The sequence below is a fragment of the Labrys sp. 22185 genome (genome assembly GCF_052045555.1).
Taxonomy (GTDB): Bacteria; Pseudomonadota; Alphaproteobacteria; order Rhizobiales; family Labraceae; genus Labrys; species Labrys neptuniae.
Genome location: NZ_JBQEPH010000003.1, coordinates 103553 through 129469 on the forward strand (window position 1 = coordinate 103553; position 25917 = coordinate 129469).

A 25917-nucleotide genomic window follows, 5' to 3' on the forward strand; every position below is an offset into this window, starting at 1 on the left:
GTATCGATGCATCGGTTGCCGGCCTGGCTGCGCCGGTTCGGCACCGTCTTTGCTCTTGTCGGCGTGCTGTTCCTGCAGGCCTGCACGGTGGAACTCTATACCGGCCTCAGCCAGCGCCAGGGCAACGAAGTGGTCGCCGCCCTGGTGCGCAAGGGCATTCCCGCCCAGCGCCAGATCGACAAGGAAGGTACGGTGACCGTCCTTGTCGACAAGGCGCGCTTTGCCGAAGCCATGTCCGTGCTCGACGCGATCGGGCTGCCGAAGGAGAAATTCGCCACCCTCGGCCAGGTGTTCAAGCGCGACGGGCTGGTCTCCTCCCCGGTGGAGGAACGCGCGGCGATGATCTACGGCCTCAGCCAGGAACTCTCGCAAACCATCTCCGACATCGACGGCGTGCTGTCGGCCCGCGTCCATCTCGTCCTGCCGGAGAACGATCCGCTCAAGCAGCAACTGGTGCCGTCCTCGGCATCGGTCTTCATCCGCCATCGCACCTCGGTCGACATGAAAGAACTGGTGCCGCAGGTGAAGATGCTGGTTGCCAACGGCGTTGCCGGCCTGACCTATGACAATGTTTCGGTCATCCTCGTGCCGGTCGCGGCAGCGGTCGAGCCGACCACGAGCGAGCCGGGCCTCACGAACTTCATGGGCATCTGGCTGCATCCCGACGACCTCGCGCGTGCCATGTGGATCGTCTACGGGCTGATCGCCATGGGCGTGCTCCTGGTCGGGAGCCTGGCCTATCTTCACTGGCGGCGGCGGCGCGATGTCTACACTCTCGACAGCGCTCCTCCCCTTCGCGCCGTGAAGAGGGCGCCATGACCGGCAAGATCGATGCTGCCCAGGCCTGGCAGTCCTTTCTGCATAAGCCGGCCCTTCATGCGATTGCGGCGCGCCTGGTTCCCTGTTTCGGCGGCTCGCTGGGTGACGAGGCTTGCGCCCATATGCTGACTGCCGGGCGGCTGGAGGCAAGGCTCTCCAGCCTGATCGGCGAACATTACGGCTTTTCTCCTCAGGAGCCGCAGGTCGATGAAGGCGACCGGGCCATCGCGCTCTGCGACCCGGACGCGCTGGCCGATATCGCGCTGAAAGCCGGCGCGATCTACTGGGCCGCCGCTTTCGCCGGCGTGATCCGCCGTGAGACCACGGCGGCGCTGCATGCGCAACTCGGCGAAGCGCTCTGTGAATTCGCGGTGGTCAATCGCGACCTTGCCGGTCCCGAACAGGACCTCGATCCGATCGCCGGCCTGGCGGGGCGGGTCACGGCCGATGGCTGGCGCTGCCTCGGCGCCTGGTGCGATGCCCTGCCGGCGGGTGTCGGGATGCGGGTCCGCCTCAAGCTGCCGCCCAGTCCGGAACTCGATGGCATCGGACCGGCGCCTTCTACGCAATTGGGCCCGCCGATCGTGCGGCGGGCCGCTGGCTCGAGGTAGAAGATGGCAGGGCAGGACACAGGCCCCCTGGCCGATCGACCCAGGCGCCCGACCGGGCGCATCCTGCGCGCGGCGGAGGCAAAGGCTTGGCAGGACGGCTATGGCTTTCTGGAAACCGCGCGGCAGGACGCCGGACACCTGCGCGAGGCAGGACGGCGGGCCTATGCCGCCGAATATGCGCAGGGCTATGAAGACGGGCTTGCCCAAGGCAAACGGGAGGCTGCACGTCTCGTCACCGAGACGACGGCCAAGCTCGATCGCTATTTCGAGGGTGTCGAAAACCAGGTCAGCGGCCTGGTGCTGGAAGTCGCCCGGCGCCTGCTGGGCAGCTTCGATCTCGACGAACTCGTCGCCAAGATCGCCCGCCAGGCCGTCGCCGAGGTCAGGCAGGCCAAATATCTCAGGCTCACCGTTCACCCCGATTCATATGGCAGGGTTCGCGAGGAACTCGAAGCACTCACGCGGGAGCGGCAATTCGGCTTCCCCATCGAGGTCGAGACCGATCCTGCCCTCGCGCGTGATGCCTGCATCGTAGCGAGTGAGGCCGCCGTGATCGATGCCCGTATCGGAACCCAGCTCGATGCCGTCGCCGCTGCACTCGGGTCGGCGAGAAAGGCGGCGTCATGACCGACGCCTCCATCGACATCGACGCGAGACTCGCCGACATCGTTCCGCGCCTCGGCAAGCGGCTGCGGGAAGAGAACCAGCGAACACGAAGCGGGCGGGTCCGCGAAGTCGTCGGGGTCGTCATCCATGCCACGGTGGAAGAGGCGCGGCTCGGTGAAATCTGCGACCTGGTCGATCCGAAGACGGGCCGCCGCGTCAGGGCCGAGGTCGTCGGCATTGCCGATGGTTCTGCCGTGCTGGTTCCGCTCGACGACCTGGCTGGCCTGTCGAGCCTGACCGAAGTGATTCCGGTGGCGGCCCAGCTGCAGATCGGCGTCGGTCCGGGCTTGCTCGGCCGCGTGGTAAGCGCTCTTGGCGAGCCGCTCGACGGCCGGCCGCTGCATGGCGATACCCTCGATGACCGGCGCCCCGTACACGCTTTCCCTCCGTCGCCGCTCTCGCGCGGGCTGATCAGCGAACCGATCCAGCTCGGCATCCGCGCGCTCGACGGCATGCTTACCTGTGCCCGCGGCCAGCGCATCGGCCTGTTCGGTGAGCCAGGTATCGGCAAATCGACCCTGCTCGCGAATATCGTACGCGGCACCGACGCGGATGTGGCCGTGGTCGCGCTGGTAGGCGAGCGCGGCCGCGAAGTGCGCGAATTCGTCGAGCATGCGCTGGGCCCCGAGGGCATGGCGCGTACCGTCATCGTTGCGGCGACCTCGGACAGGCCGGCGATCGAACGCGTCAAGGCTGCCTTCGTCGCCACCACCATCGCCGAATATTTCCGCGACCGGGGCCAGCATGTCCTGCTGGCGATGGACAACATCACACGCTTCGCCCGAGCCCAGCGCGAAATCGGCCTGGCCTCGGGCGAACCGCCGACACGGCGCGGCTTTCCGCCCTCCCTGTTCGCGGCGTTGCCGCGCCTGCTCGAGCGGGCCGGCCCGGGGCAGATCGGCACCATCACCGGCCTCTACAGTGTGCTGCTCGAAGGGGACGGCACGCTCGACCCGGTGGCCGAGGAGCTGCAGGCATTGCTCGACGGCCATGTCTTCCTGTCGAGCGATCTGGCCCGGCGCGACCATTTCCCGGCCATCGACATCCTGCGCAGCAGAAGCCGCCTGATGAATGCGGTGGTCTCGCAGCAGCACCGCGCCGACGCGACCCACATACGCGAGCTGATGTCGCGCCACGCCGAGGTGGAACTGCTGGTGCGTATCGGCGAATACCAGAAAGGCAGCGACGCCGTCGCCGATGAAGCCGTCGCCAAGATCGACCGGATCAACGCCTTCCTGCGTCAGCCCTCCGACCAGCAGGAAGCCATGGAACACACTGCCGAACGCTTGCGGGATATCGTCAATGGCTAGGCCGGCGATCATCTCCCAGCTCCACAGGATCCGCAGCTTGCGCGAGCGACGCGCCCTGGAAGCGGTTGCCCACCAGCAGCGCCTGGCTCGCGAAGCACAGGATCGGGCGCGATCGGCGGCCAGCGCGCTCGCCACTCGCCTCGAGCAGGCTGCGGCCGACGAACGAGCCTCCTTCGTCGATCTCATGGGCCAGCCGCTGACGGCCCAGGACCTGCTGGCGCTGCGCGGCCGCTTCCAGCTTACCGCCAGCGAAGTGGAGCAGCTACGGCAGGCGACGGAAGAGGCTAGGCAGGCTGAAGCCGGGCAGCAGCAAAAGCTGGTGCAGGTACGCGAGGACCACCACGCCCGGCGCAAGGCCGTCGAGAAACTGACCCGTCTCGTCGACGAGATGAGATCGCGCAGCAGGCGCCGGCTGGAGGCGATCGAGGAAATCACGATCGAGGAGGAAGCGACCCTCGCGGCCGCGTCAAAGCTCAAGCCAGGAAGAGCGTGATTTTCGCATGCATCAGAGACTAGCGGCACTTGGAAAAACGCGACAGCGCCCTGCGGCCGACCCCCCGGTCTCGGCGGCCCGCCTGCAAGCGATCACCCCTGCGGATGCCGCGGCCCTCAACACCTTCTATCGCCATCGTCCGCCTGTGAAGATCCGCGTTGCCGGTGAGGAGTTCCTGCTTTCCGTCCTGTGGCAGCCGGCAGTGGATCCGGGCACGACCACCGCCATCGACTTCAAGGTCGGTGCCGCAACGGGCCGTCTTTGTCTCGCGCCTGCACAGTTCGAACGCTGGCTGGCGCGGGCCAATCCCGGCGCCACAGTCGGGCCGCCTGCCCCCGCGCATGCTGCCCTGCTGCTGGAATCCTACCTGCGGGATGAGATCGCCTGGCTGGAACAGCAACTGGACGGGACGATCGAGCTGATCGCAGCCACCGGGCTCAGCTCCCCGCCCGATATGCCCTTCGCGTTTGCCCTCCGGTCCACTGGCCAGGCCGAAAGCGCCTGCTTTCTGCAGGCGGACGCCACGCTCACCACCAGGATCGGCCGCATCCTCGACACCGCATCGGGCAAGCCTGCCGTTCGCCGGCTCGATCTGCCCCTGCCCGTCAGCCTCTGGTGGGCCGCGACCAGCCTTTCGGTGGGGGAACTGCGTACCCTCCAGCCCGGCGACATCGTCATGACCGATGGCTGGACCCGCGGAGCGCAAACGGTCCTGGTGGTGCTGGCCGGGCGCCGGGCGGCGCTGGCGGAGCCGATCGGACAGAGCGGCAGACTTGTTTCGGCGCCGATGCCGATCAGCAAAACGAGATGGGGATGGATCATGGATGAACCACAATCGGCAAGCGGACAGCCTGACGACGCGGGCCTGGAGGATTTGCCGGTGACGGTCGTCTTCGAACTCGCCCGCATGACGATGCCTTTGCACGAGGTCAGCCGGCTCGCTGCCGGTTCCATCGTGCCGCTCCCCGAGCTTTCCGAGCCTGCGGTCGATCTCGTGGCCAATGGCAAGCGCATCGGTCGCGGAGAGATCGTGAAGGTCGGTGACGGCATGGGAGTGCGTATCGTTCGCATGGCAACTGATGCTTGAGGGCTCGCCCAATCTTCTCGGCCTTCTCGTCGCGGTCGGCCTGGTCGGCATTCTGCCGCTGGCCGTGGTGACCATGACGGGTTTCCTGAAGATCTCCGTCGTCCTCTTCCTCATCCGTAACGCGCTCGGCGTCCAGCAGACACCGCCCAACCTGGTGATCTACGGCATCGCCCTGGTGCTGACGGTCTATGTGACGACGCCCTTGATCGGCGAGATCTCGGGACGTCTGCAGCAGGAAAACATCCAGTTCCAGACCACGCAGGACCTGACGCGCGCGGCCGAGCTGGCCCGCGAACCGCTCAAGCAGCATCTGCTGCGCTACACCCAGCCCCAGGAGCGCCAGTTCTTCCTGGACGGCACCAAGCGGCTGTGGCCGGAACCGGCACGGGCGGAAGTGAAGGATGACGACCTGCAGATCCTGGTGCCGGCCTTCGTCGCCTCCGAACTGACGCGGGCCTTCGAGATCGGCTTCCTGCTCTACCTGCCGTTCCTCATCATCGATGTGGTGGTCGCCAATGTGCTGATGACGCTGGGCATGATCATGGTCTCGCCGACACTGATATCCATTCCGCTGAAACTGCTGCTCTTCGTGGCGATCGACGGCTGGTCGCGCCTGATGCACGGCCTGATCCTCAGCTACAATTGACGGTTGCACCGCAAGGACCGCCCGATGGCCAATGATTTCATTCTTGCCAAGGTCCAGAGCGCCCTATGGATGGTGCTGATCCTCTCGGGGCCTGCCATCGTGGCGGCGCTGGTCGTCGGCCTGCTCATCGGCTTTGCCCAGGCACTGACCCAGATCCAGGACCAGAGCCTGCCGCAGACCGTCAAGCTGGTGGTGGTCCTCGTCGTCATCCTGCTGGTCGGCCCGCTCCTCGGCTACCAGATCGCCAATGAGGCGTCCAAGGTCATGGACGAGTTTCCCGTCGTGACGCGCCAGTGATGGAAAACCTGTTTGCATCCCTCAAGGGGCTGGAAACCCTGGTCCTGGCCAGTGCCCTGGCCACGGCGCGCATCGTCGGCCTGGTCGCGCTGATGCCGCTGTTCTCCCGTACCCGGCTGGCCGGGATCCTGCGCACCGGCGTGGCGCTGGCGCTGGCGCTGCCGGTCATCCCGATGACCGTCGACATTGCCGGGCGCGGCCATGTCGACGCGCCCATGATGCTCATGCTGATGCTCAAGGAAGTGGTGATCGGCGCTTTGCTCGGCTTCGTGCTCGGCATCCCGTTCTGGGCGGCGGAGGCCGCCGGCAACATCGTCGACCTGCAGCGCGGCTCGACCATGGGCACGCTGATCGATCCGATGATGACCCATGAGACGAGCGCCACCGGCACGCTGCTGATGATCGTCATGGTGGGCATCTATCTGGCCGCCGGTGGCCTTCATCATACCTTGAGCGCGCTGTACGACAGCTATGCGCTCTGGGCGATCGACAGTCTCTCGCCGATCTTCAGCCGGGATGCCGGCGCCATCCTGCTGACCTTGCTGACGCGCATTCTCGGCATGGCGCTGACACTGGTAGCGCCTCTGATCGTCAGCCTGCTGCTTTCGGACGTCGTGCTCGCCTTTCTCGCCCGCGCCTCGCCGCACCTCAATATTTTCGCCCTGTCGCTGGTGGTGAAGACCCTCGTCTTCAGCCTCGTCTCGGTGCTCTATGCCGCCTTCCTCATCCATTACATGACCAGCGATCTCGCCTTCCTGGACCAGGGCGTAAACGACCTCAAAGCACTTGTCGGTGGAGCGAGGTAGCGATGGTCGCAAAAGCCAAAACAAACTGCCCGGTCATAAGGAACCTGTGCGAGCGCTCGGGCCGGCAGCCGAACAACAAAGAGCCGTTCCAGCCGTCGAAAGAACCAAAAAATATAATAATTCTAATTGCTTGTTCGAGATTTCTCTACTCTCGCAGCAAGCTGGGGGCCACAGAAATCAATGGGACGTCCACACATCGCGACGAGGTACGAAGAATTCCGCATGGTCGGCGCGACCAGTCTGCGCGAAGCGATCAGGCTCGGCCACTATCGCGGCCACACCGCCGGCCTGGCGGATGGCAAGCTGCAGGCAGACGTCATCATCCTGCCGAACAGCCTTGCCGACGACTTCCTGGAATATTGCATGCGCAACCCCAAATCGCTGCCCCTGGTCGGCGTCAATCGGGCCGGAGATCCCAGCCTGCCTACTCTCGGCGAAATCGACGTGCGTACCGACCTGCCGCAATATGATGTCTTCCATGCCGGGCCACAGACCTGGAGCAGGACCGACATCATCAGCCTGTGGCGTGACGATCTGGTCGCCTTCGCACTCGGCGGCACATTCAGCTTCGAGCATATGCTCCGACGGAACCGGATCGAGGTGCGCCATGTCGCCATGAGCCAGAACGTGCCGCTCTATCGCTCCTCAATCCGTACCCAGGGCGTGGGCATGTTCGGCGGCTACATGGTCGTCTCTATGCGGCCGATCCGAAAGGATCTCGTCGACAGGGCTCGCGCCATGACGGCACGTTTTCCGCACGCCCATGGCTCGCCGGTCCATGTCGGCGATCCCGCGGAGATCGGCATCGACGACGTCGACAGCCCCGACTGGGGCGATGCCGTCGATGTCCGTCCCGACGAGATTCCCGTCTTCTGGGCTTCCGGCCTGACGGCGCAAAGCGTGCTGAAATGCTCGACGCCGGAGATGTTCATCACCAATACGCCAGGGCACATGCTGATAACCGATCTCGACGCCGATGCCGATGTCAGCCAGATCAGGCTGTTTTAGCTGTTCGGCACCGGCATCAATCGCGCAGCAGTGGCAGCAATCGTTCGCCCTGGCGCTTGATCTCGGACAGATAGGGCGTATCGGAAAGCACGAAATGCGTGATGCCGAGATCGCGATATTTGCGCAGTGAATTGGCGACATCGGCGGCCGAGCCGACCAGCCAGGTCGTGCCGGCACCGCCTCCGCCGAACTTGCCGGGGGCGGTATAGAGATTGTCGTCGAGCACGTCGCCGCGCGAGGCAAGATCGAGCAATCGGCGCTGCCCCTCGGCGACGGCCTGGCGATGGTCGTGCCAGCCGGCGCCGTTGGTCCTGGCCATCTCGGCAACCTTCGCCTCGGCATCGGCCCAGGCCTGCTCCCTGGTGTCACGGACAAGCGTCGTGATCCGCAGGCCGAACTCCAGGGGTGGAAGATCGCGGTCCAGCGCCTTGCTCAAAGCCTTGAGGCGTTCGATGCGCTCCTGGACGCCACCGCGCGGCTCCCCCCAAAACAGCTGGACATCGGCCTCGGTTGCGGAGACTCGTTCCGCCGCCTCCGAAGCGCCCCCGAAATAGAGACGGGGATGCCGACGCTCGCCACGCGGGGCAATGCGCGGCGCCGCGGTGGAGCCGGTAACCCGGAAGTGCTCGCCTTCAAAGGTGACGTTCTCCTCGGTCCAAAGCCTGCGCACCAGGCGCATGAATTCCCGGGTGCGGGCATAACGGTGCGCCTGCTCCCCCTCGGCATCGCCATAGGCCGCCAGATTGTCCAGACCCGACACGACGTTCACGCGCACGCGGCCGCCGCTGAGCTGATCGAGCGTGGCGGCGGCGGAGGCGAACTGGGCCGGCTGCCAATAGCCGGGCCGGATGGCGATCAGCGGCTCGAAAGTGGTGGTCCGTACGGTAAGGGCAGTGGCAAGAGTGAAGGTATCGGGCCGGCCCCAGCCGGTGCCGATCAGTGCGCCCTTCCAGCCATGGTCCTCCAGAGCCCGGGCATGGCTGGTCAGCGTCTCCAGGCTGTTGTGATCCGCGGCGGCCGCGTCGCCGCGATGGCCGGCCCTGACATCATTGGGGATGTACCACAGATATTCGCCCATCCCGCTCATGGCGTCGGCCCGCCATTGCCCGTGGCTGCGGAGCCGTGGTGATCGCCGGCTTGGCGCGCTTCGCTACTCGACATGGTCGGTCTTTCCGTAAGCATTCCTGATGTCCTCGAGGGCGACCGCCAGTCGAAGACGGACTGTGAGACGACGGGCAAGGTCAGCGCACCTGCCCCCAGCGACGGATGGTGATCCTCTCCAGCGTCGCGAACACCACATTCTCCATGACGAGCCCGATCAGGATCACGAGGGCGAGGCCGGCGAAGACACGGTCGGTGTAGAGTTCGTTGCGGTTTTGAAAGATGAACCAGCCGAGCCCACCCTTGCCGGACGAAGCGCCGAACACCAGTTCCGCCGCGATCAGCGTGCGCCACGCAAAGGCCCAGCCGATCTTCAGCCCCGAGAGGATGGCTGGCAAGGCGGCGGGTACCAGGATCTGAAGGACGTAGCGCACGCCCCGCAGGCCATAATTGCGGCCCGTCATGCGCAGGGTCTCGGGCACGGCCTGGAAACCGGCGAAGATGTTGAGGGAAAGCGGCCACAACACCGAATGGATCAGCACGAAGACCAGGCTGCCGGCGCCGAGCCCGAACCACAGCAGCGCCAGCGGAAGCAGGGCGATGGCGGGCAGCGGGTTGAACATGGCCGTCAGGGTCGAGAGCAAATCCCGGCCCACTTGGGTTGCAACCGCGAGCGTGGTCAGCGCGAAGGCGAGGACGATGCCGGCGACATATCCCTGGACGAGCACGAGGAGCGACAGCCTCACCCGCTCGGGCAGCTCGCCGCTGGCCATGTCGGCTATGAAGGCCCGCGCGGTCGCCATGAAGGTCGGCAGCAAGAGGTCATTGTCCTGATAGCGGGCAAGAACTTCCCACAGCAGCGCGAGGGCCATGAGTATCAGGCTCTTGCGCAGCCAGCCCTGTTGCCAGAGACGGGTCGCCAGCGGCAGCCGGCGTTCGAGCGCCACTTCGACGAAGGGCGGGAGGTCGCGCTCGAATTCCGGGCGGACAGGTGGAACGAGCGATCCGTTCGAGACCATGCTCATCCCCGTCCTCCCATGCCAATCCTCGCTGCGACCGCGCCTTCCGGCTCCTTCGCCTCCTCCTCGAACAGCAGGCGATGGATATGCTGGCTCGCGGCCTGGAAGGCCGTCCCGCCACTGCTCGTCAGGTCCCATTCATGGCTGTTGATCTCCGCGCGCACCCGGCCCGGACGTGGCGAGAGCAGCGCCACGCGGTTGCCGACGACAAGCGCTTCCTCGATGGAATGGGTGACGAACAGCAGGGTGAAGCGCACCTCGTCCCACAGGCGCAGCAGCTCCTCCTGCATCTTGCGCCGCGTCAGGGCATCGAGCGCCGCGAAAGGCTCGTCCATCAGCAGGATTTCCGGCTGCATGGCGAGCGCCCTGGCGATTGCCACCCGCTGCTTCATGCCCCCCGAGAGCTGGTGCGGGAAGACGTCCGCGAAGCTGGCAAGCCCGACCTTGTCGAGGTAATGCAGGGCTCGCTCCCGCGCCTGGTGGCGCGGCAGGCGTCCGGAGGCGACGAGCGGGAAGACCACATTCTGCAGCACCGTCTTCCACGGCGGCAGCTGATCGAACTCCTGGAAAACCACGATACGGTTGGGGCCCGGCGCGCGTATCGGCCGCCCCCTGAGCACGAATTCGCCTTCGACCGGCCTGATGAACCCCGCCGCTGCCTTCAGCAGCGTGGACTTGCCGCAGCCCGACGGCCCGAGCAGGACGAAACGATCGCCCTCATAGACGTCGAGATCCACCCTATGTGTGGCCCGGACGACCTGATGGCGGGTCGCATATTCCAAAGTCACCGAACGCGCCTGCAGCAAAGGGGCTGGCAAGGCGTTCTCGACAGCTGGCTGCAGTGCACGCGAAACGTCACGCGGCTTGGAGAAGACTGGTTTGGAAAAACCCTGCAGGAGGCTGTCCGTCATGCGGTCCGCCGATCACTCATCTCAGTACCATTTTTGGAACGGCGCATTCAGCTGCCGCCGGATATGCGCGGCTCGTCGAAGAAATAGTCCGACAGGCTCTTCGGCTCGTTCTTGATGGCGCCGACGCGGTGCAGGAACTGGCCAAGCCCCAGCGTGTTGTCGGGAGCGATCTTGAAGCTGACTTCCGGGTTCTTGATGATCTTGAGGAGCAGGTTGCGGTCTGTCTTGGCGCCGGCCACCTCCAGGTAGATATCGGCCGCCGCCTCGGGATTGTCACGGATGAACCTGGCGGCCTCGTCGAGACCGTCGAGGAAGGCCCTGTAGGTCTTGGGACTTTCCTCGACGAATTTCTCCGTGGCGTAGAGCACCGTCGAGGAGGCCGGCCCGCCCTGCACGTCATAGGATTTGAGCACGACATGCGCCTTGGGATTGTCGGCGAGTTCCTGTTCCTGGAAGGGCGGGTTGCCGAAATGGGCGGTGATCTCGGTGCCACCCTTGATCACCGCCGCCGCGGCTTCCGGATGCGGCAGCGCGACCGAGATCTTGTCCAGCCTGTCATAATCGGCATCGCCCCATTGCTTGGCCGAGGCCCATTGCAGGATGCGCGACTGCACCGAGACGCCGACGGCCGGCAGCGCGATGCGGTCCTTGTCGGTGAAGTCGGCGATCGTCTTCACATTGGCGTTGTTGGTAACGAGGTAATAGGGAAAATTGCCGAGCGAAGCGACGCCCTTGACGTTCTGCTTGCCATGGGTGCGATCCCACAAGGTGAAGAGCGGTCCGACCCCTGCCCCCGCAATGTCGATGCTGCCCGACAGCAGCGCATCGTTCACCGCCGCGCCGCCCGAGAGCTTGACGAATTCAACCTCGATGTCGACGCCTGCCGCCTTGCCGTGCTTTTCGAACAGTTTCTGAGCCTGCGCGACATTGAGCGTAAGATAGACGACGCCGAATTGCTGGGCGATGCGCAGTTTGCCCTCTTCTGCCTCTGCCGCCGAGGCAAACAGCAATCCCGCACCGGCCAGCAGCCCGATCATCGCCCGCATATGACGCCTCATGAAACACCCGTTCGTCGCTGGAAATTCCTCCAAATATAGAAAGTCTATTGAATTAGTCAATTTTATGCTGCGAGCGAGCCTTTTCGGGGCGCGNCTTGGAAACGTTGCGTCCGGTTGGCGGGAAGAGGCGGACGAGACGTCCGCGCACCCGGAAAAGGCGCTGCTATTCGGGAGCGACACGCACCACGAGCTTGCCGAAATTGCGGCCCTCGAGCAGGCCGATGAAGGCTTGCGGCGCCCTGTCGAGACCGTCCACGAAATCCTCCTTGTAGCGGAGGCGCCCCGAGGCGATCCATTCTGCTGCCTCGCGATAGAAGGCGGGGCGCTGGTCGGCGAATTCGCGCTGGATGAAACCGCGGATGAGAAGGCTCTTGCTCAGGACATCCCGCATCATCGAGGGCAAGCGATCGGGACCAGGAAAGGCATCCGGGCCGGCATTGTATTGCGCGATCAAGCCGCAGACGGGGATACGCGCAAAATCGCTGAGCAGCGGAAACACCGCATCCCATACGCGGCCGCCGACATTCTCGAAATAGATGTCGATCCCCTCCGGGCAGGCAGCAGCCAGTTGGGCGGCGAAATCGGGAGCGTGATGATCGACCACGGCGTCGAAGCCGAGCTCATCGCGCACGAAGGCACATTTGTCGGCACCGCCGGCGATTCCCACGGCGCGGGCGCCCTTGATCCGGGCGATCTGGCCGACGACCGAACCGACGGCGCCCGACGCAGCGGCGACGACGACGGTCTCGCCGGGCTTGGGCTGGCCGATGGTCAGCAACCCCGCATAGGCCGTGAAGCCGGGCATGCCGAGCACGCCAAGCGCCGTGCTGATCGGCGCTGCCCGGGGGTCGAGCTTGCGCAACCCCACGCCGTCGGACAGCGCGAAGCTCTGCCAGCCGGAATGGGAGAGCACGATATCGCCCTCCCGGTAATCGGGATGGCGCGAGCGTATCACGCGGGCGACGGTACCTCCCTCCATGACATCCCCGATCGCCACGGGCTTGGCATAGGATTTGGCCGCGCTCATGCGGCCGCGCATATAGGGATCGAGCGAGAGATAGAGGACCTGCAGGAGGAGCTGCCCGTCCGAAGGCTCGCCGACGGGCGCATCCTCGAACCGGAAATCGTCCGGGGAAGGAGCGCCGACGGGCCGGGAGGCGAGCACTATTCGCCGATTGATGAGAGTTGACGTCGTCATGATCGAGCCGGCCTCCGTTCTGTCTGTTTCAAGAACGCCCGTTTTCCGGCCACCGAATGTCCGGCGCCGGGAACAGGACGCCAGTTGCATTTAAGCTCGCTTGCGGAAATGTCATCGCCGGTGCCGCTCATATTTTTCGCGATGGAGCACCGGCCCGGATGACGGATCACCCAAGCCGCGAGGCGACGGCCACAACGGCGACCTGCCGGGAGACGGCCCTTGCCTCCCGCGCATCATCTCTCCGTCGGCTGCCTGCTTCCCACCCTTTTCGATGCATCACAGACGGAAGCCCCAGGAGGCTTCCGTCTCTCCCCGAAGGCCGTCGATCACTTTCGGGCGTCGAGCTGATCGATAGCCTGCACGTTCCCGGCCGAAGGGCCCTCAGGATCGAAATTCGACGACAGCCAGGTATCGACGATGGCCTTGGCGAGTTCCGGACCGACGACGCGCGCGCCCATGGTGATGATCTGGGCGTTGTTCGACTTGGCTGCGCGTTCTGCCGAATAGGTGTCATGGGTGAGGGCCGCCCGGATACCCGGCACCTTGTTGGCGGAGATACACACGCCGATGCCGGTGCCGCAGAACAGGATGGCGCGGTCATGCTTGTGATCGACGACGTCCTGGCCGACCTTTGCGGCGAGGTCGGCGTAATAGCCCGACTGGCTGAGATCGGTGACCTCCAGGTCCGGTCGATTGGCCAGATGCGCAGCGATGACATCGAGCAGGGGCTTGCCTGCGCTGTCGGCTCCAAGTGCGATTTTCATGACGGTCTTCCTTCCTTGTATAAGTGAGATCGGTTGCACTAGGGGCTATGCCGACAGGGCCCGGGCCGTGCGTTCGAGGATGTCGAGATAGCCTTCGGCCTGCCAGGCGGAGCGCCCGATGAAGAGCCCGTCGATATGGGGCTGGCCGATGAGGTCGGCGGCATTGGCCGGATTGACACTGCCGCCATAGAGAACCGCAGGAGATGTCCCGAGCCGGTTCGCCGCCACCTGCTTGATCAAGGCCTGCTGGCGATCGGCATAGTCGGCGCTGGCTGGAATGCCGTTTTCGCCGATGGCCCAGACCGGTTCATAGGCGAAGATGATCTCGACAGCAGGCTTGCCGTCGCCAAGCTGCGCAAGCGCGCCCTCGACCTGAGTTGCAAGCACCTCTTCGGCCCTGCCGCTCTCGCGCTCAACCAGGGTCTCGCCGACGCAGACCAGCGGTATCAGGCCGTGCTTGATGGCTGCCGCCGTCTTCAGGCCGACGGTACGATCCGTCTCGCCGAAATGCTCCCGCCGCTCGCTATGGCCGAGCTCGACCAGGTCGAGACCGCAATCCCGCAGCATCGGCGGCGAAATTTCGCCGGTCCAGGCTCCCGCATCGGCCCAATGCATGTTCTGCGCACCGACCTTCACGCGCGTCCCGGCGAGCGCCTTTTTGACCTCGCGCACCAGGGTGAAGGGCGGGATGACGAAGGGCTGCAGGCGATCGTCGACCGAAGCCAGCGCTTGAGCCAGGGCTCGCGCGAAAGCCAGCCCCTCTTCCAGGGTCTTGTTCATCTTCCAGCTGGTACCGACCCAGTGACGTGTCATTTTCCAAGTATCTCCGTGCCGACCACGACCGGCCGACTTGCAAATCGGTACGTTTCAGACAGACCTAGCCGAGCAGCGCCCGTGCCGTGGCCTCGTCGGTGATCAGTCCTCGCAGGCGACCGCTGAGCAGTACGGCCCGGATCGCCTCGAGCTTGTGCGCCCCGCCCGCAATGCCGACGATGTGGTCATCGGCCCGTCCGTTCAGGGCCACGCCCAGGGTCCGCGCGGTCAGCGGGTTTTCGAGCACCCGCCCCTGTGCGTCGAAGAAATAGCCGAGCATTTCGCCCACGCCGCCCTCGGCCTTGATGTCCCGGATCTCCTGCGGGTGCATCATGCCGGACGAAACGAGCTGGGCGTCGGCATCGACCGAGCCGATGCCCACCACCTTCAGCTCCGCGCCATTGGCCATGGCGAGCACCTCGCTGATGCCGCGCTGGGCGAGCAGGACCGCCTTGTCCTCAGCGGAGTTGGCGAAGAACGGCACCGGCATCACATAGGCCTGCGCACCGGTCTTCTCCGCGATGGAGTGCATGACGTCATGCGGGTTGACGGCATAATTGCGGGTAAGCACGCCGAGCAGCGAGACGAAACGCATTTGGCCGGCCGCGATGCGAGACATATGCGCGACGGCCGATGTCAGGGTCCGCCCATGGCTGAGGCCGATGGTGCGATGGTCGCCGCGTTCGATCTCGCGCCGCAGGAACCCCGCCCCGGCCTGGCCGAGCGCGCGCAGCGGGATGCCCTCCTCGCCGAGATCGGGCGCGACTTCGCAATGATCGAGATGGAAGCGCCGGCAGAGTTCCGCTTCCAGCTCGACGCATTCGACGATGTCGCCGTCGATGGAAACCTTGACCACCCCGCTCGCCACCGCCCGCGCAATGAGGCGATGGGTCTTCACCGAGGGCAGGCCGAGCCGCTTGGCCACCGCCGCCTGGGTGAGGCCGCCAACATAATGCAGCCAGGCGGCGCGGCAGGCGAGGGATTCCTCCAGCTCGTTCTCGGTGACGGCGCGTCCCATCCCGCCTCCCCGCCCCGTTCCTTTTGCGTCAGACATGAAGATCCTCCACGCCTGTCTCGATGAAGGGCGCCCAGAAGGCGATGCTCTCGGCAATCTGGGGAATGACCTGGCGATCGTTGGGCTCGCGTTCCTTGAAGCTCAGCTCCAGGCAGATCTCGTTGTCGTCGGCACCACCCTCGGCCAGGGCGGTCAGCAACGGTTCGGGCTGGATCCGGCCCCTGGCATTGAACTCGGCCGTGAAGGGCCGATGCCCTCCCTTGTCCATCAGGCTCTGCTTGATGTGGATGATCGGGGACACCTTCGGTACGGCCCGCGCCCAGGCATAGGGGTCGTAGTCGTCGGGGTTGGACGAGGTGACGTCGCCATGATCGATATCGGCCATCATCCACATCGGCACGGCCATGTCGGCGGCCGTCAGCCGCCGCTGCAGCGACAGGCAGGCCTCGATGGTTTCGCCGAATTCGCGGCCGATGCTCATCGGCTCCCAGAAGACGGAGGTCAGGCCGGCGGTCTTGGCGTGCTCGGCGACCTCGGCCCAGCAATCGATGGCGATCCGGATCAGCTCCTCGCGCCTGATGGCATCGTCGTAATCGGCAAAGGTGAAGATGGCGAATTGCGTGCCGACCGACGAGCCGCCGAGATCGCCGACGATGTCGGCGAAGGTCTTGAACCAGTCGACATAATAGCGCCGCACATCCGGATCGGGATGTCCAAAATGGTTGAGCCGGCCGTAAGGCCCGGTCATGCCGCTGGTCACGCGCACGCCCGTGCGGGCCAAGGCGCCGCTCATCTGGCGGACCAGGCGCCTTATGGTGGACGCGGGCCAGCTCGGGTTGATGAATTCATGGGTGAGCTGCAGGTCGCGCAGCCTGAGATCGCGCGCCACCGTGTCGATCAGAGCGTCGGGATCGGCGAAGCGGTTCACCAGCGGATTGGTGTTGAGGGACAGCGTCAGAGGCATCGGACCCTCAGGCGGAAACATTGGAATAGGAAGTCGGCGCCGCCACGCCTGGACCGGCGATCTCGCGCTCGAACCAGGCGATGAAGGCCGCCTTTTCAGGTTCGCTCAGATGGAGATAGTGCTTGGTCCGGCGCAGCAGGACGTCCTCGGCACTGCGGGCCCATTCATGGCCGGCGAGATAGCGCGCCTCGGCCTCGAAGAGGTTGCCGCCGAAATGACGGCCGAGATCGGCGACACTGCGGGCCGAGCCGACGACCTGAGGCGCGCGAGCTCCATAGGCACGACCATAGTGCTGGAGCAGCCGGTTCGACATCCAGGGATAGGCCGTACGCAGGCTCTCGACGAAGCTGACATAGTCGGCATTCTCGATCTCGCCGCCAGGCAACTTGGCTTCACGCGTCCAGTCGCCGCCCATTTTGGGGAAGAACTTGCCGAGCCTGTGCAGCGCACGCTCGGAGAGTTCGCGAAAGGTGGTGATCTTGCCGCCGAAGACGTTGAGCAGCGGCACCCCGCCGGTCTCGTCGAGATCGAAGACGTAATCGCGCGTCACGGCGGACGGATTGCCCTTGCCGTCGTCGAAGAGCGGCCGGACCCCCGAGAAAGCGTGCAGCACGTCCTGCCGCCGCAGCTTCTGCTTGAAGTAGCGGTTCACCGCCGTGATCAGGTAGTCGATTTCCTTCTCGTCGGCAGCGACATCCTCGGCAGGCCCCTGATAGGCGATATCGGTGGTGCCGATCAGCGCCATGTCCCCTTCATAGGGATTGATGAAGATCACTCGCTTGTCGTGGTTCTGCACCAGATAGGCCTGCTGCCCCTCCCAGAATTTCGGCACGATGATGTGGCTGCCCTTGACCAGGCGCACATTGCGCGTGGAGTTGGAGCCCGCCTGTGCGATGACGTCGGAGACCCAGGGTCCTGCCGCATTGGCTATGCATCGGGCCCGGTGCATGCGGGTTTCGCCCGTCACCGTATCGCGGGTGGTGACGGTCCAGCCCCCCTCCTCCCGGCGCGCCGAAACCGCCGCCGTGCGAGTGAGGATCGTGGCGCCCTTTTCCGCGGCGCCGAGCGCGTTGAGCGCGACGAGACGCGCATCATCCACCCAGCAGTCCGAATATTCGAAACCCTTGGTGTATTGGTCGAGGATCGGCGCGCCGACAGGGTCGCGCCGCAGATCCAGCACGCGCGTGCCGGGAAGCTTCTTGCGGCCGCCGAGATGGTCGTAGAGGAAGAGGCCGAGGCGTACCAGCCAGGCCGGCCTGTCCTGCGGGCTGTGCGGCAGCACGAACCGCATCGGCCAAATGATGTGGCAGGCCGAGTTCAACAGGACTTCGCGCTCGATCAGCGCTTCGCGAACCAGGCGGAACTCGTAATATTCCAGATAGCGCAGGCCGCCATGCACCAGCTTGCCCGAGCGCGAGGAGGTGCCCTGGGCCAGATCGTCCTTTTCCACCAGCGTCACGGACAGGCCGCGGCCTGCCGCATCGCGGGCGATGCCGGCACCATTGATGCCGCCGCCGATCACCAGAAGGTCGATCATCTCACTCATACTGCAAGGCTCCTTCCCGCGGCGGGCGCCGCGCCCGCCCCGCCGGCATCGTGCCGGACGGCCGCAAGCGCTTTCCAAGCCGGGATCAATTCGAGGCGCGTGGCCCTGAAGGCGGGGAACAGTTGGTCGTAAAGGCTCGCCAGGGCCGGATCGGGCGGTTCGGGCGCGCCCAGAAGGGGCGTCACCCACTGGGCGACGCAGGCATCCATGTCCTTGAAGGCGCCAACGGCAACCGCCGCCATCATGGCCGCGCCGGCGGCGCCGGCCTCCTCGCGCGAGGAAACCCGCAGCGGCGCGTTGATCGCAGCGGACAGCACGCCGCGCAAAGCACGCGAGCGCACGGCACCGCCTGCCAGGCGCAGCTCGGCCGGCAGGTCACCCATGGCGGCGTAGCAATCGCGCATGGCCAGGCCGAGCCCCTCGACGACGGCACGCACCAGATCGGCATAGCGATGCCCGGCGGAGAGGCCGATGAAGCCGGCCCGCGCCTCGGCATCGACGAAGGGACCGCGCTCCCCGGCATCGGAAATATAGGGATGGTAGATCAGCGATCCCGGGCGGCTGTCAGCCAGCCATCCATCGATGCGCTTCACCAAATCCTGATGCGTGACCTTCTGGCCCATCTGGGCAAGGATGTCGGCCGCGATCGTCAACACCCAGTCGATGTTGAGCGTGGCCGCCATGTTGGTCTGGACCTGGGTGACGACACCGGGCACCGGCAGGGCGATGACATAGCCGGTGCCTTCAGCATTGAGATGAACGTCCGCCGCCTTCTTGGCCCGCATATGGACGCCGGTCGAGCCGATGGTGGAGCAGGCCGCATCGCCCGAACCACCATAGACACCCGCCCCCAGCGCGGCCATGACCATGTCGACATAGCCCAGGCTCACCGGCGTGCCCGCCAGCAATCCCGTCTGCTCGGCCGCGCGCGCCGTCAGAGCATGCGTGACCTGGCTGCCGTCGACGATCTCCGGCAGCAATTTGCGCCGATGCGTCAGGCCGAGGGCCTCCACGACCCCATCGTCATAGCGGCGGGTGCGGAAATTGCCGAAGGTGAAGCTGGCTTCCGACGGGTCCGTGGCGCGCACGCCCGTCAGGTTCAGATAGAGCCAGTCCTTGCAGTGCAGCGCCACCTCGGCCCTGTCGAGCAAGGACGCGTCGTGACGGTCCATATGGGCCATTTGCGACCCCTGCTGGCAGGTATTGAGGCCCGTGCCCGTGGCCTCGAAGCGCGCCCGGTTCAGCGGCGAGGCCGCCAGGCCCTGCACTGTGGGCGCAGCCCGTGCGTCCAGCCATAGCCAGGCATCGGCCGTCGGCACATTGCCCGCTCCCACCAGCCAGGTGCCGTCGCCTTGGGCCGTGACGGCGAGCGCTGCCGTTCGAGCCGCCAGATTCTCAACCTTCTCGGCCAGCCCTCGCAGCGCCGTGACACAATCGGCCCAGGTCACCTCCAGCGACTGGGTGGCCGAACCGTCAGGCCCACGTTGGTAGCGATTGGGTACGGACGAGGCCCCGACCTGTCGGCCGCCGAAATCGAAGGCGACAGCCTTGATCACCGAGGTCCCGGCATCCACCCCGATCAGCAGATCAGCGGGCATCGCAACATCCTTTGCGAACTGACGGGTCGACACTTCCGCGCATGAACCATCTCCCAGGCAGGGCCAGGCCTCCCACGTCGCCGACGATTTCCGCCGTGCGCATCGATCTTCGATCACTGTGTTTCATATATCACAAAGATATCATACGTCACGTAATTTATTGCTGAGATAACATATTATTTCATTCGATTGCGCCTGCCTCTAAAAGACGAAGGCGCATCCAAAAGCCGGAACCACCCTCCGGACACCGCAGCCAAAACGAAGCCGAAAATCGCGAGACTTCTCAATTTCCTGAGCTGATTAAAATGATTTAACCTATTGATTAATATACATAAAAATCATATTTTCCGATATTTTACACACCAATTCTTCGGGCTGACGGCCACGCAGCGGATCGCACTGCCACGCCAGAGATCACCTTCGCACCATCGAGGGAAACGCACCGAGAGACTACTCTTTCCAGGAAACTTTCTCACCGGCCCGACGAGTCCATGTTATAACTCTGTTGACGTTTTATAAAACACAGATATAACATATCTCAATGATCAGCGAGAGAGCCGTTCCGGCCCGTGAGAGCGGGTCGCATCAGCGGCAGAATGGGAGGAGCCATGCTGCGCATTCGGCGCACCGGGTCCGCGCTTGCGGCACAGACCGGCGCAAGCCTCGGCCGGGCATTCCCTCATCCCCGTTTCCTGGTCGCATGCAGCGAAAATGGTGGGCTTCGTCATGAGCAATAGTCATGGTGCATCCGCGAGGGCACCGGCCGCCGCTGGCTGGCGTCGGCTGATCGTGCCAGCGCTTGCCGTTCTCGTCGCCGCGGGCATCGCCTTCGACACCCGCATCGTGCAGATCGGCTCCAAGGACGATGTGCGCCAGGCGACCTTTTCGCCCGACAGCTATGGCGCCGAGCATTTCCCGCAGGTCAAGGCGGCCATCGAGCAACGCGCCGTCGAGGCCAAGACCCTCGCGCCCGAGATTCTCGCCGACAAGGCGGCAGCCGCCACGAAATACGGAACCGCAGCCTCCACCGGTTCCATCATTCCCGTCCGCCTCACCGGCGTCGCCGGCGAGCAGAAGGCGGGCATCTACAAGCTCACGGTGGATGGGCTGCCGGCCTCCATCGGCGTACGCGTCCAGACCGGCCCTGCCATCAACGGAACCGACCTTCGCGACGCGCCGGGCGATATCGCCTTCGGCCAGTTCAAGAACCAGATCGAGTATCAGAACGCCGGCTCGGCCATCAATCGCGAGATGAAGAAACAGGTACTCACCGGCATCGACACCGCCAACCTCACCGGCAAGACCCTGGAGATCGTCGGTGCCTTCCGGCTGGTGAACCCGGAAAACTGGCTGATCACACCCGTGGCGGTGACGGTGAAATGAGCCAGGCCCCCTCTCCTTCCGACGCGCAGGCACCCGAGGTCGTGCTGGCCGCCCGCAACGTGGCCAAGTCCTATGGCAATGTCCACGCCCTGAAAGGCGTGAACTTCGACATTCATCGCGGCCAGGTCACGACTTTGTTCGGCGAGAATGGCGCCGGCAAATCGACGCTCATGAAGGTCCTGTCGGGCATCGTGACGCCGACATCGGGCGAGATCCTCCTCGATGGCCAGCCCGTGGTGTTTTCCTCGGCGTCGGATGCCCGCGACCGGGGTATCTCGATCATCCACCAGGAACTCTCCCTCGCACCCAATTTGTCGGTGCGGGACAATATCTTCATGGGGCGCGAGATCATGGGCCTCACCGGCGTCGACTTCGCCAAGGAGGAAGAAGAGACGCGCGCCCTGATGGCCGAACTCGAAGAGGACATCGATCCCCTGACCCCGGTCGGCGAGTTGCGGCTCGGACAGCAGCAGATCGTCGAGATCGCACGCGCCCTCTCGGTCCGGAGCCGCATCCTGATCATGGACGAGCCGACCTCGGCCCTGTCGGCAACGGAAGTGGCGGTGCTCTTCAAGGTCATCGGCGACCTCACCAGCCGGGGCGTATCGATCGTCTACATCTCGCACCACCTCGAGGAAGCGCTCGAGATCACCAATCACGCCGTCGTCCTGCGCGACGGCACCATGACGGCCTATGCCCCGCGTGCCGAGATCGACCTCAAATGGATCGTGCGCAACATGGTGGGCGAGAATTACGATCTCGGCTCCCCGCCGGTGGGCTACGCGTTCGGCGCCACCGCGCTTTCGGTACGCGAACTCACGGTCCCGGATCCGGCCGGTGGCGGCTACAACGTGGTCGACAAGCTGTCGCTGGACGTCAAGGCCGGCGAGATCGTCTGCATCTACGGCCTGATGGGCGCCGGCCGGACCGAACTGCTGGAAACCCTGGCTGGGCGCCTCAAGGCCTCGTCCGGCCAGATCCTGCTGGAGGATGACGAGGTCTCGGGCCTGACCATCGCCCGGCGCATCCAAGCCGGTCTGGCCCTGGTTCCCGAAGACCGGCAGCGTGATGGCCTGGTCCAGACCATGAGCGTGGGCCAGAACCTGTCCCTGGCTTCGATTGCCGACTTCACGCGCGGCCTGTTTACCTCGCTGAGGATCGAGCAGCAGCTGATCGACGACACCATCCGCAAGGTCACGGTCAAGACGGCGGGGGGCGGAGCACCCATCGGCTCGCTGTCCGGCGGCAACCAGCAAAAGGTGGTGATCGGCAAGATGCTGGCCACCAACCCCAAGGTGATCCTGCTCGACGAGCCGAGCCGCGGCATCGACATCGGCGCCAAGGCCGAGGTGTTCCGGCTTCTCGCCGAGGGCGCGCGCCGCGGCCTCGCCGTCGTCTACTCCACTTCCGAAGTCGGCGAATGCCTCTCCGTCGCGCATCGCATCATCGTCATGCGCAAGGGCCGCATCGTCGCCGAATTCGACGCAACCGCAAGCAAGGACGAGATCATGGCCGCCTCCGGCGAAGCCGTGGTCCACTGATCCTCCCGGAGCAAGGCGCATTCGGATGAACCGCACCTTTGCTCTAACTCTTTGTTTCGACACGACCTTGCGCCCCCTGCCGATGCCGGCAGATCGCAGAACGCTCTAGGCTTTTAGGAGGCCTGCCCATGTCGCAAACCGCTGCAAGTACGAGCGCCAAGGGGCAAGGATCGAGGCCCGGCCTCGGCCGGCTGCTGCTCGAGGGACGCGCCTTCTTCGCCCTGATCCTCATCGTCGCAGTCTTTTCATTCCTGTCGCCGAATTATTTCACGCTCAGCAATTTCCTGACGATGGCTTCGCACGTCGCCATCTACGGCATCCTGGCGCTCGGCATGCTGCTGGTGATCCTCAATGGCGGCATCGATCTTTCGGTGGGTTCGGTGCTGGCCCTGTCCGGCTGCGTCGCCGGCTTCCTGATGGGGGGCGTGACCCTGCAAGTGGCCGGTGTCATCCTCTACCCGCCGGTCTGGGCCATCGTCATCTTGACCTTGGTGGTCGGCGGGCTGGTCGGAGCCTTGAACGGCGTGCTCATCGCCTGGTTCCGGGTGCCTGCCTTCGTGGCAACGCTGGGCGTGATGTATGTCGCCCGCGGCGTGGCGCTGCTGATGACCAACGGCCTCACCTACAACAATCTCTCCGGCCATGCCGATCTCGGCAATACCGGCTTCGAGTGGCTGGGCTTCAATCGCCTGTTCGGCGTGCCGATCTCGGTGCTGATCCTGGCGGCGCTCGCCATCGTCACGGCCCTGGTACTCGGCCGTTCCGCCTTCGGCCGCTGGCTTTATGCCTCGGGCGGCAATGCCCGCGCCGCCGAATTGTCGGGCGTCCCGGTCAAGCGCGTGCAGATCACGGTCTACACCGTCTCCGGCATCCTCTCGGCGATCGCCGGCCTGGTATTGTCCTCACAGCTGACTTCGGCTGGCCCTACAGCGGGCACCACCTATGAACTCACGGCCATCGCGGCCGTGGTGATCGGCGGTGCCGCGCTCACCGGCGGCCGCGGCACGGTACAGGGCACGATGCTCGGTGCCTTCGTCATCGGCTTCCTGTCGGACGGGCTGGTGATCATCGGCGTGTCCTCCTACTGGCAGACCGTCTTCACCGGCACGGTGATCGTGCTCGCCGTCCTGCTCAACTCGATCCAGTACAAGGCCCGTGGCCGACAAGGCTAGGTGGCCCGCACAGAAACTTTCCCATTTCGGCAACAACAACAGATCTGCAGTGGGATCGTTGCCGTCTTGCGACGGCAGACAACTTCACCAATCAAGGGAGATGCCCAATGTTCAAAAAAGGCATGCGTTTACTGGTTGCGGCCGTCGCCGTGACCCCGTTGCTGATCGGCTCGGCCTCGGCGGCGGGCCTGATCTCGATCATCGTCACCGATCCGGCCAATCCTTACTGGTTCACGGAGGGCGAGGTCGCCAAGAAGACCGCCGAGCAGCTCGGCTACACCGCCTCGGTCGCCGCCCATAAGGGCGACACCAACACCGAGAGCACGCTGATCGACACTGCCATCACCAACAAGTCCGCTGCTATCATCCTCGATCCGGCCAACGCCGACGGATCGGTCGGCGCGGTCAAGAAGGCCGTCGATGCCGGCATCCCGGTGTTCCTCGTCAATGCCGAGATCAACAAGGAGGGTCTGGCCAAGGCCCAGCTGGTCTCCAACAATGCGCAGGGCGCTGCCGTCGGTGCCGAGCAGTGGGTGAACTCGATCGCCAAGTCCGGCAAATATGTCGAATTGTTCGGCAACCCCGCCGACAACAACGCCGCCACCCGCTCCAACGGCTATGAAACCGTGCTGACGCAATATCCCGACCTGACCAAGTCGGCCCAGGAAGTCGCCAACTGGGATCGCGCCCAGGGCTACCAGAAGATGCAGTCGATGCTGCAGGCCCATCCCGACATCATCGGCGTGATCTCCGGCAATGACGAGATGGCCCTCGGTGCCGTCGCGGCGCTGAAGGAAGCCGGCAAGCTCAGCAAGGTCAAGGTCGGCGGCTTCGACGGCTCGCCGGACGCGGTTGCCGCGATCAAGGCTGGCGAACTGCAATACACCGTCCTGCAGCCGGTTGCCGTCTTCTCCAAGGAAGCGGTGGTCCAGGCCGATACCTTCATCAAGACCGGCAAGACCGGCGCGGCGACCGAAAAGCAGCTCTTCGACTGCGTCCTGATCACCAAGGACAATGTCGACAAGTATGTCTCGGCCTTTACGCTCGCCAAGTAATGACGAAGCCGGGATGGCTGTTGGCCATCCCGGTTCTCGCAGGGCGTGTCGCGTCCTTCCACAGCAGTGATTGCTGCAGGCAGGCATATTCCCGCGCTTCGGGATATTCTGCCCCGGCACAATCCGGAAACAGACCGACATGACATCGACGAGAGCCACGCAGGACGAAACGCTGGAACAGATCATCGCCGATCAGGTGCCGAGCGACAGCCGCCATGCCCGACAGTTGGCCCGCCGCCAGCTCATCATGCAGGCGGTGATGGCCGAGGGCACCATGCGCATCGAGGAACTGGCGGAGCGCTTCGCCATCAGCCTGATGACCGTGCATCGCGATCTCGACGAGTTGATCAACCGCGGCCTGCTGCGCAAGTCTCGGGGCATCGTGTCGGCGACGCCCACCAGCCTGGTCGAATCGAGCGATGTCTATCGCTCCATGCGCCAGGCCGTGGAAAAGCGCGCCATCGCCCAGGTCGCCGCCCAGTTCCTGGAAGCCGGGCAGGCCGTCTTTTTCGATGATTCGACCACAGTGCTGCAGATGGCGCCCCATATCGCGGCCCGCGTGCCACTGACGGCGATCACCAACTCGATCCCGCTGATGAACGAGTTGAAGGAAATGAACGATGTCACCCTGCTCGGCCTCGGTGGGCGCTACTACAACTGGTGCAACGCCTTCATGGGCCCTGCCACCACGGCCGAGATCCGCCGCCTTCGCGCCGACTGTGTCTTCCTGTCGATGTCCGCCATCACCGACGACATGGTGTTCCACCAGTCCGCCGAGATGGTCGAGACCAAGCGGGCCATGTTCGACAGTGCGGCCAAGCGGATCCTGCTTGCCGATCACACCAAGTTCCAGCGTCGTGCCCTGCATGCGATGGGCAATCTCAGCGAGTTCGATGCCATCATCGTCGATGACGGCATGGCCCCGCTCCAGGTCGAATTGTTGCGCTCGCGCGGCATCAACATCGTGATCGCGCCGCTCAAGCAGCGCTCATCCCATCCTGCGTGACGATATCCGGCATTTCGTCCGGCGGTCTCG

26 protein-coding genes are annotated in these 25917 nt (G+C 64.8%); 15 read left to right on the forward strand and 11 right to left on the reverse strand.

What is annotated here, in order from left to right:
- The first annotated feature begins 6 nt into the window (after nt 1-6).
- The 10 genes from sctJ to ACTJKX_RS07985 all read left to right on the forward strand — a co-directional run bounded on the left by sctJ (nt 7) and on the right by ACTJKX_RS07985 (nt 7743).
- Nucleotides 7-819 (forward strand): type III secretion system inner membrane ring lipoprotein SctJ, encoded by an 813-nt coding sequence (sctJ, locus tag ACTJKX_RS07940; RefSeq protein WP_394313556.1) that lies wholly within the window; start codon nt 7-9, stop codon nt 817-819.
- Complete coding sequence (locus ACTJKX_RS07945) at nt 816-1430, forward strand: hypothetical protein (protein ID WP_440724923.1); 615 nt, start codon at nt 816-818, stop codon at nt 1428-1430. The genes sctJ and ACTJKX_RS07945 overlap by 4 nt, the downstream gene beginning before the upstream one ends.
- Nucleotides 1431-1433: 3 nt before the next feature.
- Nucleotides 1434-2057 (forward strand): type III secretion system stator protein SctL, encoded by a 624-nt coding sequence (gene sctL / locus ACTJKX_RS07950; protein ID WP_440724924.1) that lies wholly within the window; start codon nt 1434-1436, stop codon nt 2055-2057.
- Nucleotides 2054-3406: a FliI/YscN family ATPase gene (locus ACTJKX_RS07955; protein ID WP_311936340.1), complete on the forward strand. Its 1353-nt coding sequence runs from the start codon at nt 2054-2056 to the stop codon at nt 3404-3406. Before sctL ends, ACTJKX_RS07955 begins: the two co-directional genes overlap by 4 nt.
- Complete coding sequence (sctO, locus tag ACTJKX_RS07960; protein ID WP_440724925.1) at nt 3399-3899, forward strand: type III secretion system stalk subunit SctO; 501 nt, start codon at nt 3399-3401, stop codon at nt 3897-3899. The genes ACTJKX_RS07955 and sctO overlap by 8 nt, the downstream gene beginning before the upstream one ends.
- 7 nt (nt 3900-3906) lie before the next feature.
- On the forward strand, nt 3907-4986 hold the full coding sequence (sctQ, locus tag ACTJKX_RS07965) for a type III secretion system cytoplasmic ring protein SctQ (RefSeq protein WP_440724926.1): 1080 nt from the start codon (nt 3907-3909) through the stop codon (nt 4984-4986).
- The gene (gene sctR, locus ACTJKX_RS07970) at nt 4979-5632 is read left to right on the forward strand and encodes a type III secretion system export apparatus subunit SctR (RefSeq protein ID WP_311936348.1); all 654 of its coding nucleotides are present in this window, start codon (nt 4979-4981) and stop codon (nt 5630-5632) included. Before sctQ ends, sctR begins: the two co-directional genes overlap by 8 nt.
- A gap of 24 nt (nt 5633-5656) precedes the next feature.
- On the forward strand, nt 5657-5929 hold the full coding sequence (locus tag ACTJKX_RS07975) for an EscS/YscS/HrcS family type III secretion system export apparatus protein (protein ID WP_068281421.1): 273 nt from the start codon (nt 5657-5659) through the stop codon (nt 5927-5929).
- Nucleotides 5929-6735, forward strand: a complete 807-nt coding sequence (gene sctT / locus ACTJKX_RS07980; protein WP_311936350.1) for a type III secretion system export apparatus subunit SctT — start codon at nt 5929-5931, stop codon at nt 6733-6735. The genes ACTJKX_RS07975 and sctT overlap by 1 nt, the downstream gene beginning before the upstream one ends.
- 222 nt (nt 6736-6957) lie before the next feature.
- The gene (locus ACTJKX_RS07985; RefSeq protein WP_440724927.1) at nt 6958-7743 is read left to right on the forward strand and encodes a putative hydro-lyase; all 786 of its coding nucleotides are present in this window, start codon (nt 6958-6960) and stop codon (nt 7741-7743) included.
- A gap of 16 nt (nt 7744-7759) precedes the next feature.
- Here the strand turns inward: ACTJKX_RS07985 and ACTJKX_RS07990 are convergent, their stop codons facing one another.
- The 11 genes from ACTJKX_RS07990 to ACTJKX_RS08040 form a co-directional block, all read right to left on the reverse strand.
- The gene (locus ACTJKX_RS07990) at nt 7760-8830 is read right to left on the reverse strand and encodes an LLM class flavin-dependent oxidoreductase (protein ID WP_440724928.1); all 1071 of its coding nucleotides are present in this window, start codon (nt 8828-8830) and stop codon (nt 7760-7762) included.
- Nucleotides 8831-8984: 154 nt separating this feature from the next.
- Nucleotides 8985-9869, reverse strand: coding sequence for an ABC transporter permease (locus tag ACTJKX_RS07995; protein ID WP_311936358.1), 885 nt, complete (start codon nt 9867-9869; stop codon nt 8985-8987).
- Nucleotides 9866-10774, reverse strand: coding sequence for an ABC transporter ATP-binding protein (locus tag ACTJKX_RS08000; RefSeq protein WP_440724929.1), 909 nt, complete (start codon nt 10772-10774; stop codon nt 9866-9868). The genes ACTJKX_RS07995 and ACTJKX_RS08000 overlap by 4 nt, the downstream gene beginning before the upstream one ends.
- A gap of 47 nt (nt 10775-10821) precedes the next feature.
- Complete coding sequence (locus tag ACTJKX_RS08005) at nt 10822-11832, reverse strand: ABC transporter substrate-binding protein (protein WP_440724930.1); 1011 nt, start codon at nt 11830-11832, stop codon at nt 10822-10824.
- 163 nt (nt 11833-11995) lie between these two features.
- Complete coding sequence (locus tag ACTJKX_RS08010) at nt 11996-13030, reverse strand: NADP-dependent oxidoreductase (protein ID WP_440724931.1); 1035 nt, start codon at nt 13028-13030, stop codon at nt 11996-11998.
- A 326-nt stretch (nt 13031-13356) separates the two neighbouring features.
- The gene (gene derI, locus ACTJKX_RS08015; protein WP_149249587.1) at nt 13357-13794 is read right to left on the reverse strand and encodes a D-erythrulose-4-phosphate isomerase; all 438 of its coding nucleotides are present in this window, start codon (nt 13792-13794) and stop codon (nt 13357-13359) included.
- 45 nt (nt 13795-13839) lie between these two features.
- Nucleotides 13840-14607 carry a triose-phosphate isomerase gene (locus ACTJKX_RS08020; protein WP_440724932.1) on the reverse strand — a complete coding sequence of 256 codons (768 nt, stop codon included), beginning with the start codon at nt 14605-14607 and terminating at the stop codon, nt 13840-13842.
- A gap of 64 nt (nt 14608-14671) precedes the next feature.
- Entirely contained in the window at nt 14672-15625 is a 954-nt protein-coding gene (locus ACTJKX_RS08025; protein WP_440725154.1) for a sugar-binding transcriptional regulator, read from the reverse strand.
- 28 nt (nt 15626-15653) lie between these two features.
- On the reverse strand, nt 15654-16586 hold the full coding sequence (locus tag ACTJKX_RS08030; RefSeq protein ID WP_440724933.1) for a sugar phosphate isomerase/epimerase family protein: 933 nt from the start codon (nt 16584-16586) through the stop codon (nt 15654-15656).
- 7 nt (nt 16587-16593) lie between these two features.
- Entirely contained in the window at nt 16594-18132 is a 1539-nt protein-coding gene (locus tag ACTJKX_RS08035; RefSeq protein WP_440724934.1) for a glycerol-3-phosphate dehydrogenase, read from the reverse strand.
- On the reverse strand, nt 18129-19730 hold the full coding sequence (locus ACTJKX_RS08040) for an FGGY-family carbohydrate kinase (RefSeq protein ID WP_440724935.1): 1602 nt from the start codon (nt 19728-19730) through the stop codon (nt 18129-18131). The genes ACTJKX_RS08035 and ACTJKX_RS08040 overlap by 4 nt, the downstream gene beginning before the upstream one ends.
- A 726-nt stretch (nt 19731-20456) precedes the next feature.
- Here ACTJKX_RS08040 and ACTJKX_RS08045 point away from each other — a divergent pair.
- The 5 genes from ACTJKX_RS08045 to ACTJKX_RS08065 all read left to right on the forward strand — a co-directional run bounded on the left by ACTJKX_RS08045 (nt 20457) and on the right by ACTJKX_RS08065 (nt 25887).
- On the forward strand, nt 20457-21113 hold the full coding sequence (locus ACTJKX_RS08045; RefSeq protein WP_440724936.1) for a DUF2291 family protein: 657 nt from the start codon (nt 20457-20459) through the stop codon (nt 21111-21113).
- Nucleotides 21110-22654 carry a sugar ABC transporter ATP-binding protein gene (locus ACTJKX_RS08050; RefSeq protein WP_394313529.1) on the forward strand — a complete coding sequence of 515 codons (1545 nt, stop codon included), beginning with the start codon at nt 21110-21112 and terminating at the stop codon, nt 22652-22654. The genes ACTJKX_RS08045 and ACTJKX_RS08050 overlap by 4 nt, the downstream gene beginning before the upstream one ends.
- Before the next feature lie 128 nt (nt 22655-22782).
- Entirely contained in the window at nt 22783-23826 is a 1044-nt protein-coding gene (locus tag ACTJKX_RS08055; protein WP_440724937.1) for an ABC transporter permease, read from the forward strand.
- A 107-nt stretch (nt 23827-23933) separates the two neighbouring features.
- The gene (locus tag ACTJKX_RS08060) at nt 23934-24881 is read left to right on the forward strand and encodes a D-ribose ABC transporter substrate-binding protein (protein ID WP_440724938.1); all 948 of its coding nucleotides are present in this window, start codon (nt 23934-23936) and stop codon (nt 24879-24881) included.
- 139 nt (nt 24882-25020) lie between these two features.
- A complete protein-coding gene (locus ACTJKX_RS08065; RefSeq protein WP_440724939.1) occupies nt 25021-25887 on the forward strand; it encodes a DeoR/GlpR family DNA-binding transcription regulator in 867 nt (288 codons plus the stop codon).
- The last annotated feature ends 30 nt before the right edge of the window (nt 25888-25917 follow it).

What these genes read in the sequence shown, in the direction of transcription:
- ACTJKX_RS07945 (WP_440724923.1), top strand. Translation starts at nt 816, where the DNA reads ATGACCGGCAAGATCGATGCTGCCCAGGCCTGGCAGTCCTTTCTGCAT.
- sctL (WP_440724924.1), top strand. Translation starts at nt 1,434, where the DNA reads ATGGCAGGGCAGGACACAGGCCCCCTGGCCGATCGACCCAGGCGCCCG.
- derI (WP_149249587.1), bottom strand. Translation starts at nt 13,794, where the DNA reads ATGAAAATCGCACTTGGAGCCGACAGCGCAGGCAAGCCCCTGCTCGAT.
- ACTJKX_RS08060 (WP_440724938.1), top strand. Translation starts at nt 23,934, where the DNA reads ATGTTCAAAAAAGGCATGCGTTTACTGGTTGCGGCCGTCGCCGTGACC.
- sctJ (WP_394313556.1), top strand. Translation starts at nt 7, where the DNA reads ATGCATCGGTTGCCGGCCTGGCTGCGCCGGTTCGGCACCGTCTTTGCT.
- ACTJKX_RS08040 (WP_440724935.1), bottom strand. Translation starts at nt 19,730, where the DNA reads ATGCCCGCTGATCTGCTGATCGGGGTGGATGCCGGGACCTCGGTGATC.
- ACTJKX_RS08020 (WP_440724932.1), bottom strand. Translation starts at nt 14,607, where the DNA reads ATGACACGTCACTGGGTCGGTACCAGCTGGAAGATGAACAAGACCCTG.
- sctT (WP_311936350.1), top strand. Translation starts at nt 5,929, where the DNA reads ATGGAAAACCTGTTTGCATCCCTCAAGGGGCTGGAAACCCTGGTCCTG.
- ACTJKX_RS08050 (WP_394313529.1), top strand. Translation starts at nt 21,110, where the DNA reads ATGAGCCAGGCCCCCTCTCCTTCCGACGCGCAGGCACCCGAGGTCGTG.
- sctQ (WP_440724926.1), top strand. Translation starts at nt 3,907, where the DNA reads ATGCATCAGAGACTAGCGGCACTTGGAAAAACGCGACAGCGCCCTGCG.
- ACTJKX_RS07985 (WP_440724927.1), top strand. Translation starts at nt 6,958, where the DNA reads ATGGTCGGCGCGACCAGTCTGCGCGAAGCGATCAGGCTCGGCCACTAT.
- ACTJKX_RS08065 (WP_440724939.1), top strand. Translation starts at nt 25,021, where the DNA reads ATGACATCGACGAGAGCCACGCAGGACGAAACGCTGGAACAGATCATC.
- ACTJKX_RS08010 (WP_440724931.1), bottom strand. Translation starts at nt 13,030, where the DNA reads ATGACGACGTCAACTCTCATCAATCGGCGAATAGTGCTCGCCTCCCGG.
- ACTJKX_RS08055 (WP_440724937.1), top strand. Translation starts at nt 22,783, where the DNA reads ATGTCGCAAACCGCTGCAAGTACGAGCGCCAAGGGGCAAGGATCGAGG.
- ACTJKX_RS08025 (WP_440725154.1), bottom strand. Translation starts at nt 15,625, where the DNA reads ATGGGACGCGCCGTCACCGAGAACGAGCTGGAGGAATCCCTCGCCTGC.
- ACTJKX_RS07975 (WP_068281421.1), top strand. Translation starts at nt 5,657, where the DNA reads ATGGCCAATGATTTCATTCTTGCCAAGGTCCAGAGCGCCCTATGGATG.
- ACTJKX_RS07995 (WP_311936358.1), bottom strand. Translation starts at nt 9,869, where the DNA reads ATGAGCATGGTCTCGAACGGATCGCTCGTTCCACCTGTCCGCCCGGAA.
- ACTJKX_RS07955 (WP_311936340.1), top strand. Translation starts at nt 2,054, where the DNA reads ATGACCGACGCCTCCATCGACATCGACGCGAGACTCGCCGACATCGTT.
- ACTJKX_RS08045 (WP_440724936.1), top strand. Translation starts at nt 20,457, where the DNA reads ATGAGCAATAGTCATGGTGCATCCGCGAGGGCACCGGCCGCCGCTGGC.
- sctR (WP_311936348.1), top strand. Translation starts at nt 4,979, where the DNA reads ATGCTTGAGGGCTCGCCCAATCTTCTCGGCCTTCTCGTCGCGGTCGGC.
- ACTJKX_RS08000 (WP_440724929.1), bottom strand. Translation starts at nt 10,774, where the DNA reads ATGACGGACAGCCTCCTGCAGGGTTTTTCCAAACCAGTCTTCTCCAAG.
- sctO (WP_440724925.1), top strand. Translation starts at nt 3,399, where the DNA reads ATGGCTAGGCCGGCGATCATCTCCCAGCTCCACAGGATCCGCAGCTTG.
- ACTJKX_RS08030 (WP_440724933.1), bottom strand. Translation starts at nt 16,586, where the DNA reads ATGCCTCTGACGCTGTCCCTCAACACCAATCCGCTGGTGAACCGCTTC.
- ACTJKX_RS08005 (WP_440724930.1), bottom strand. Translation starts at nt 11,832, where the DNA reads ATGAGGCGTCATATGCGGGCGATGATCGGGCTGCTGGCCGGTGCGGGA.
- ACTJKX_RS08035 (WP_440724934.1), bottom strand. Translation starts at nt 18,132, where the DNA reads ATGAGTGAGATGATCGACCTTCTGGTGATCGGCGGCGGCATCAATGGT.
- ACTJKX_RS07990 (WP_440724928.1), bottom strand. Translation starts at nt 8,830, where the DNA reads ATGAGCGGGATGGGCGAATATCTGTGGTACATCCCCAATGATGTCAGG.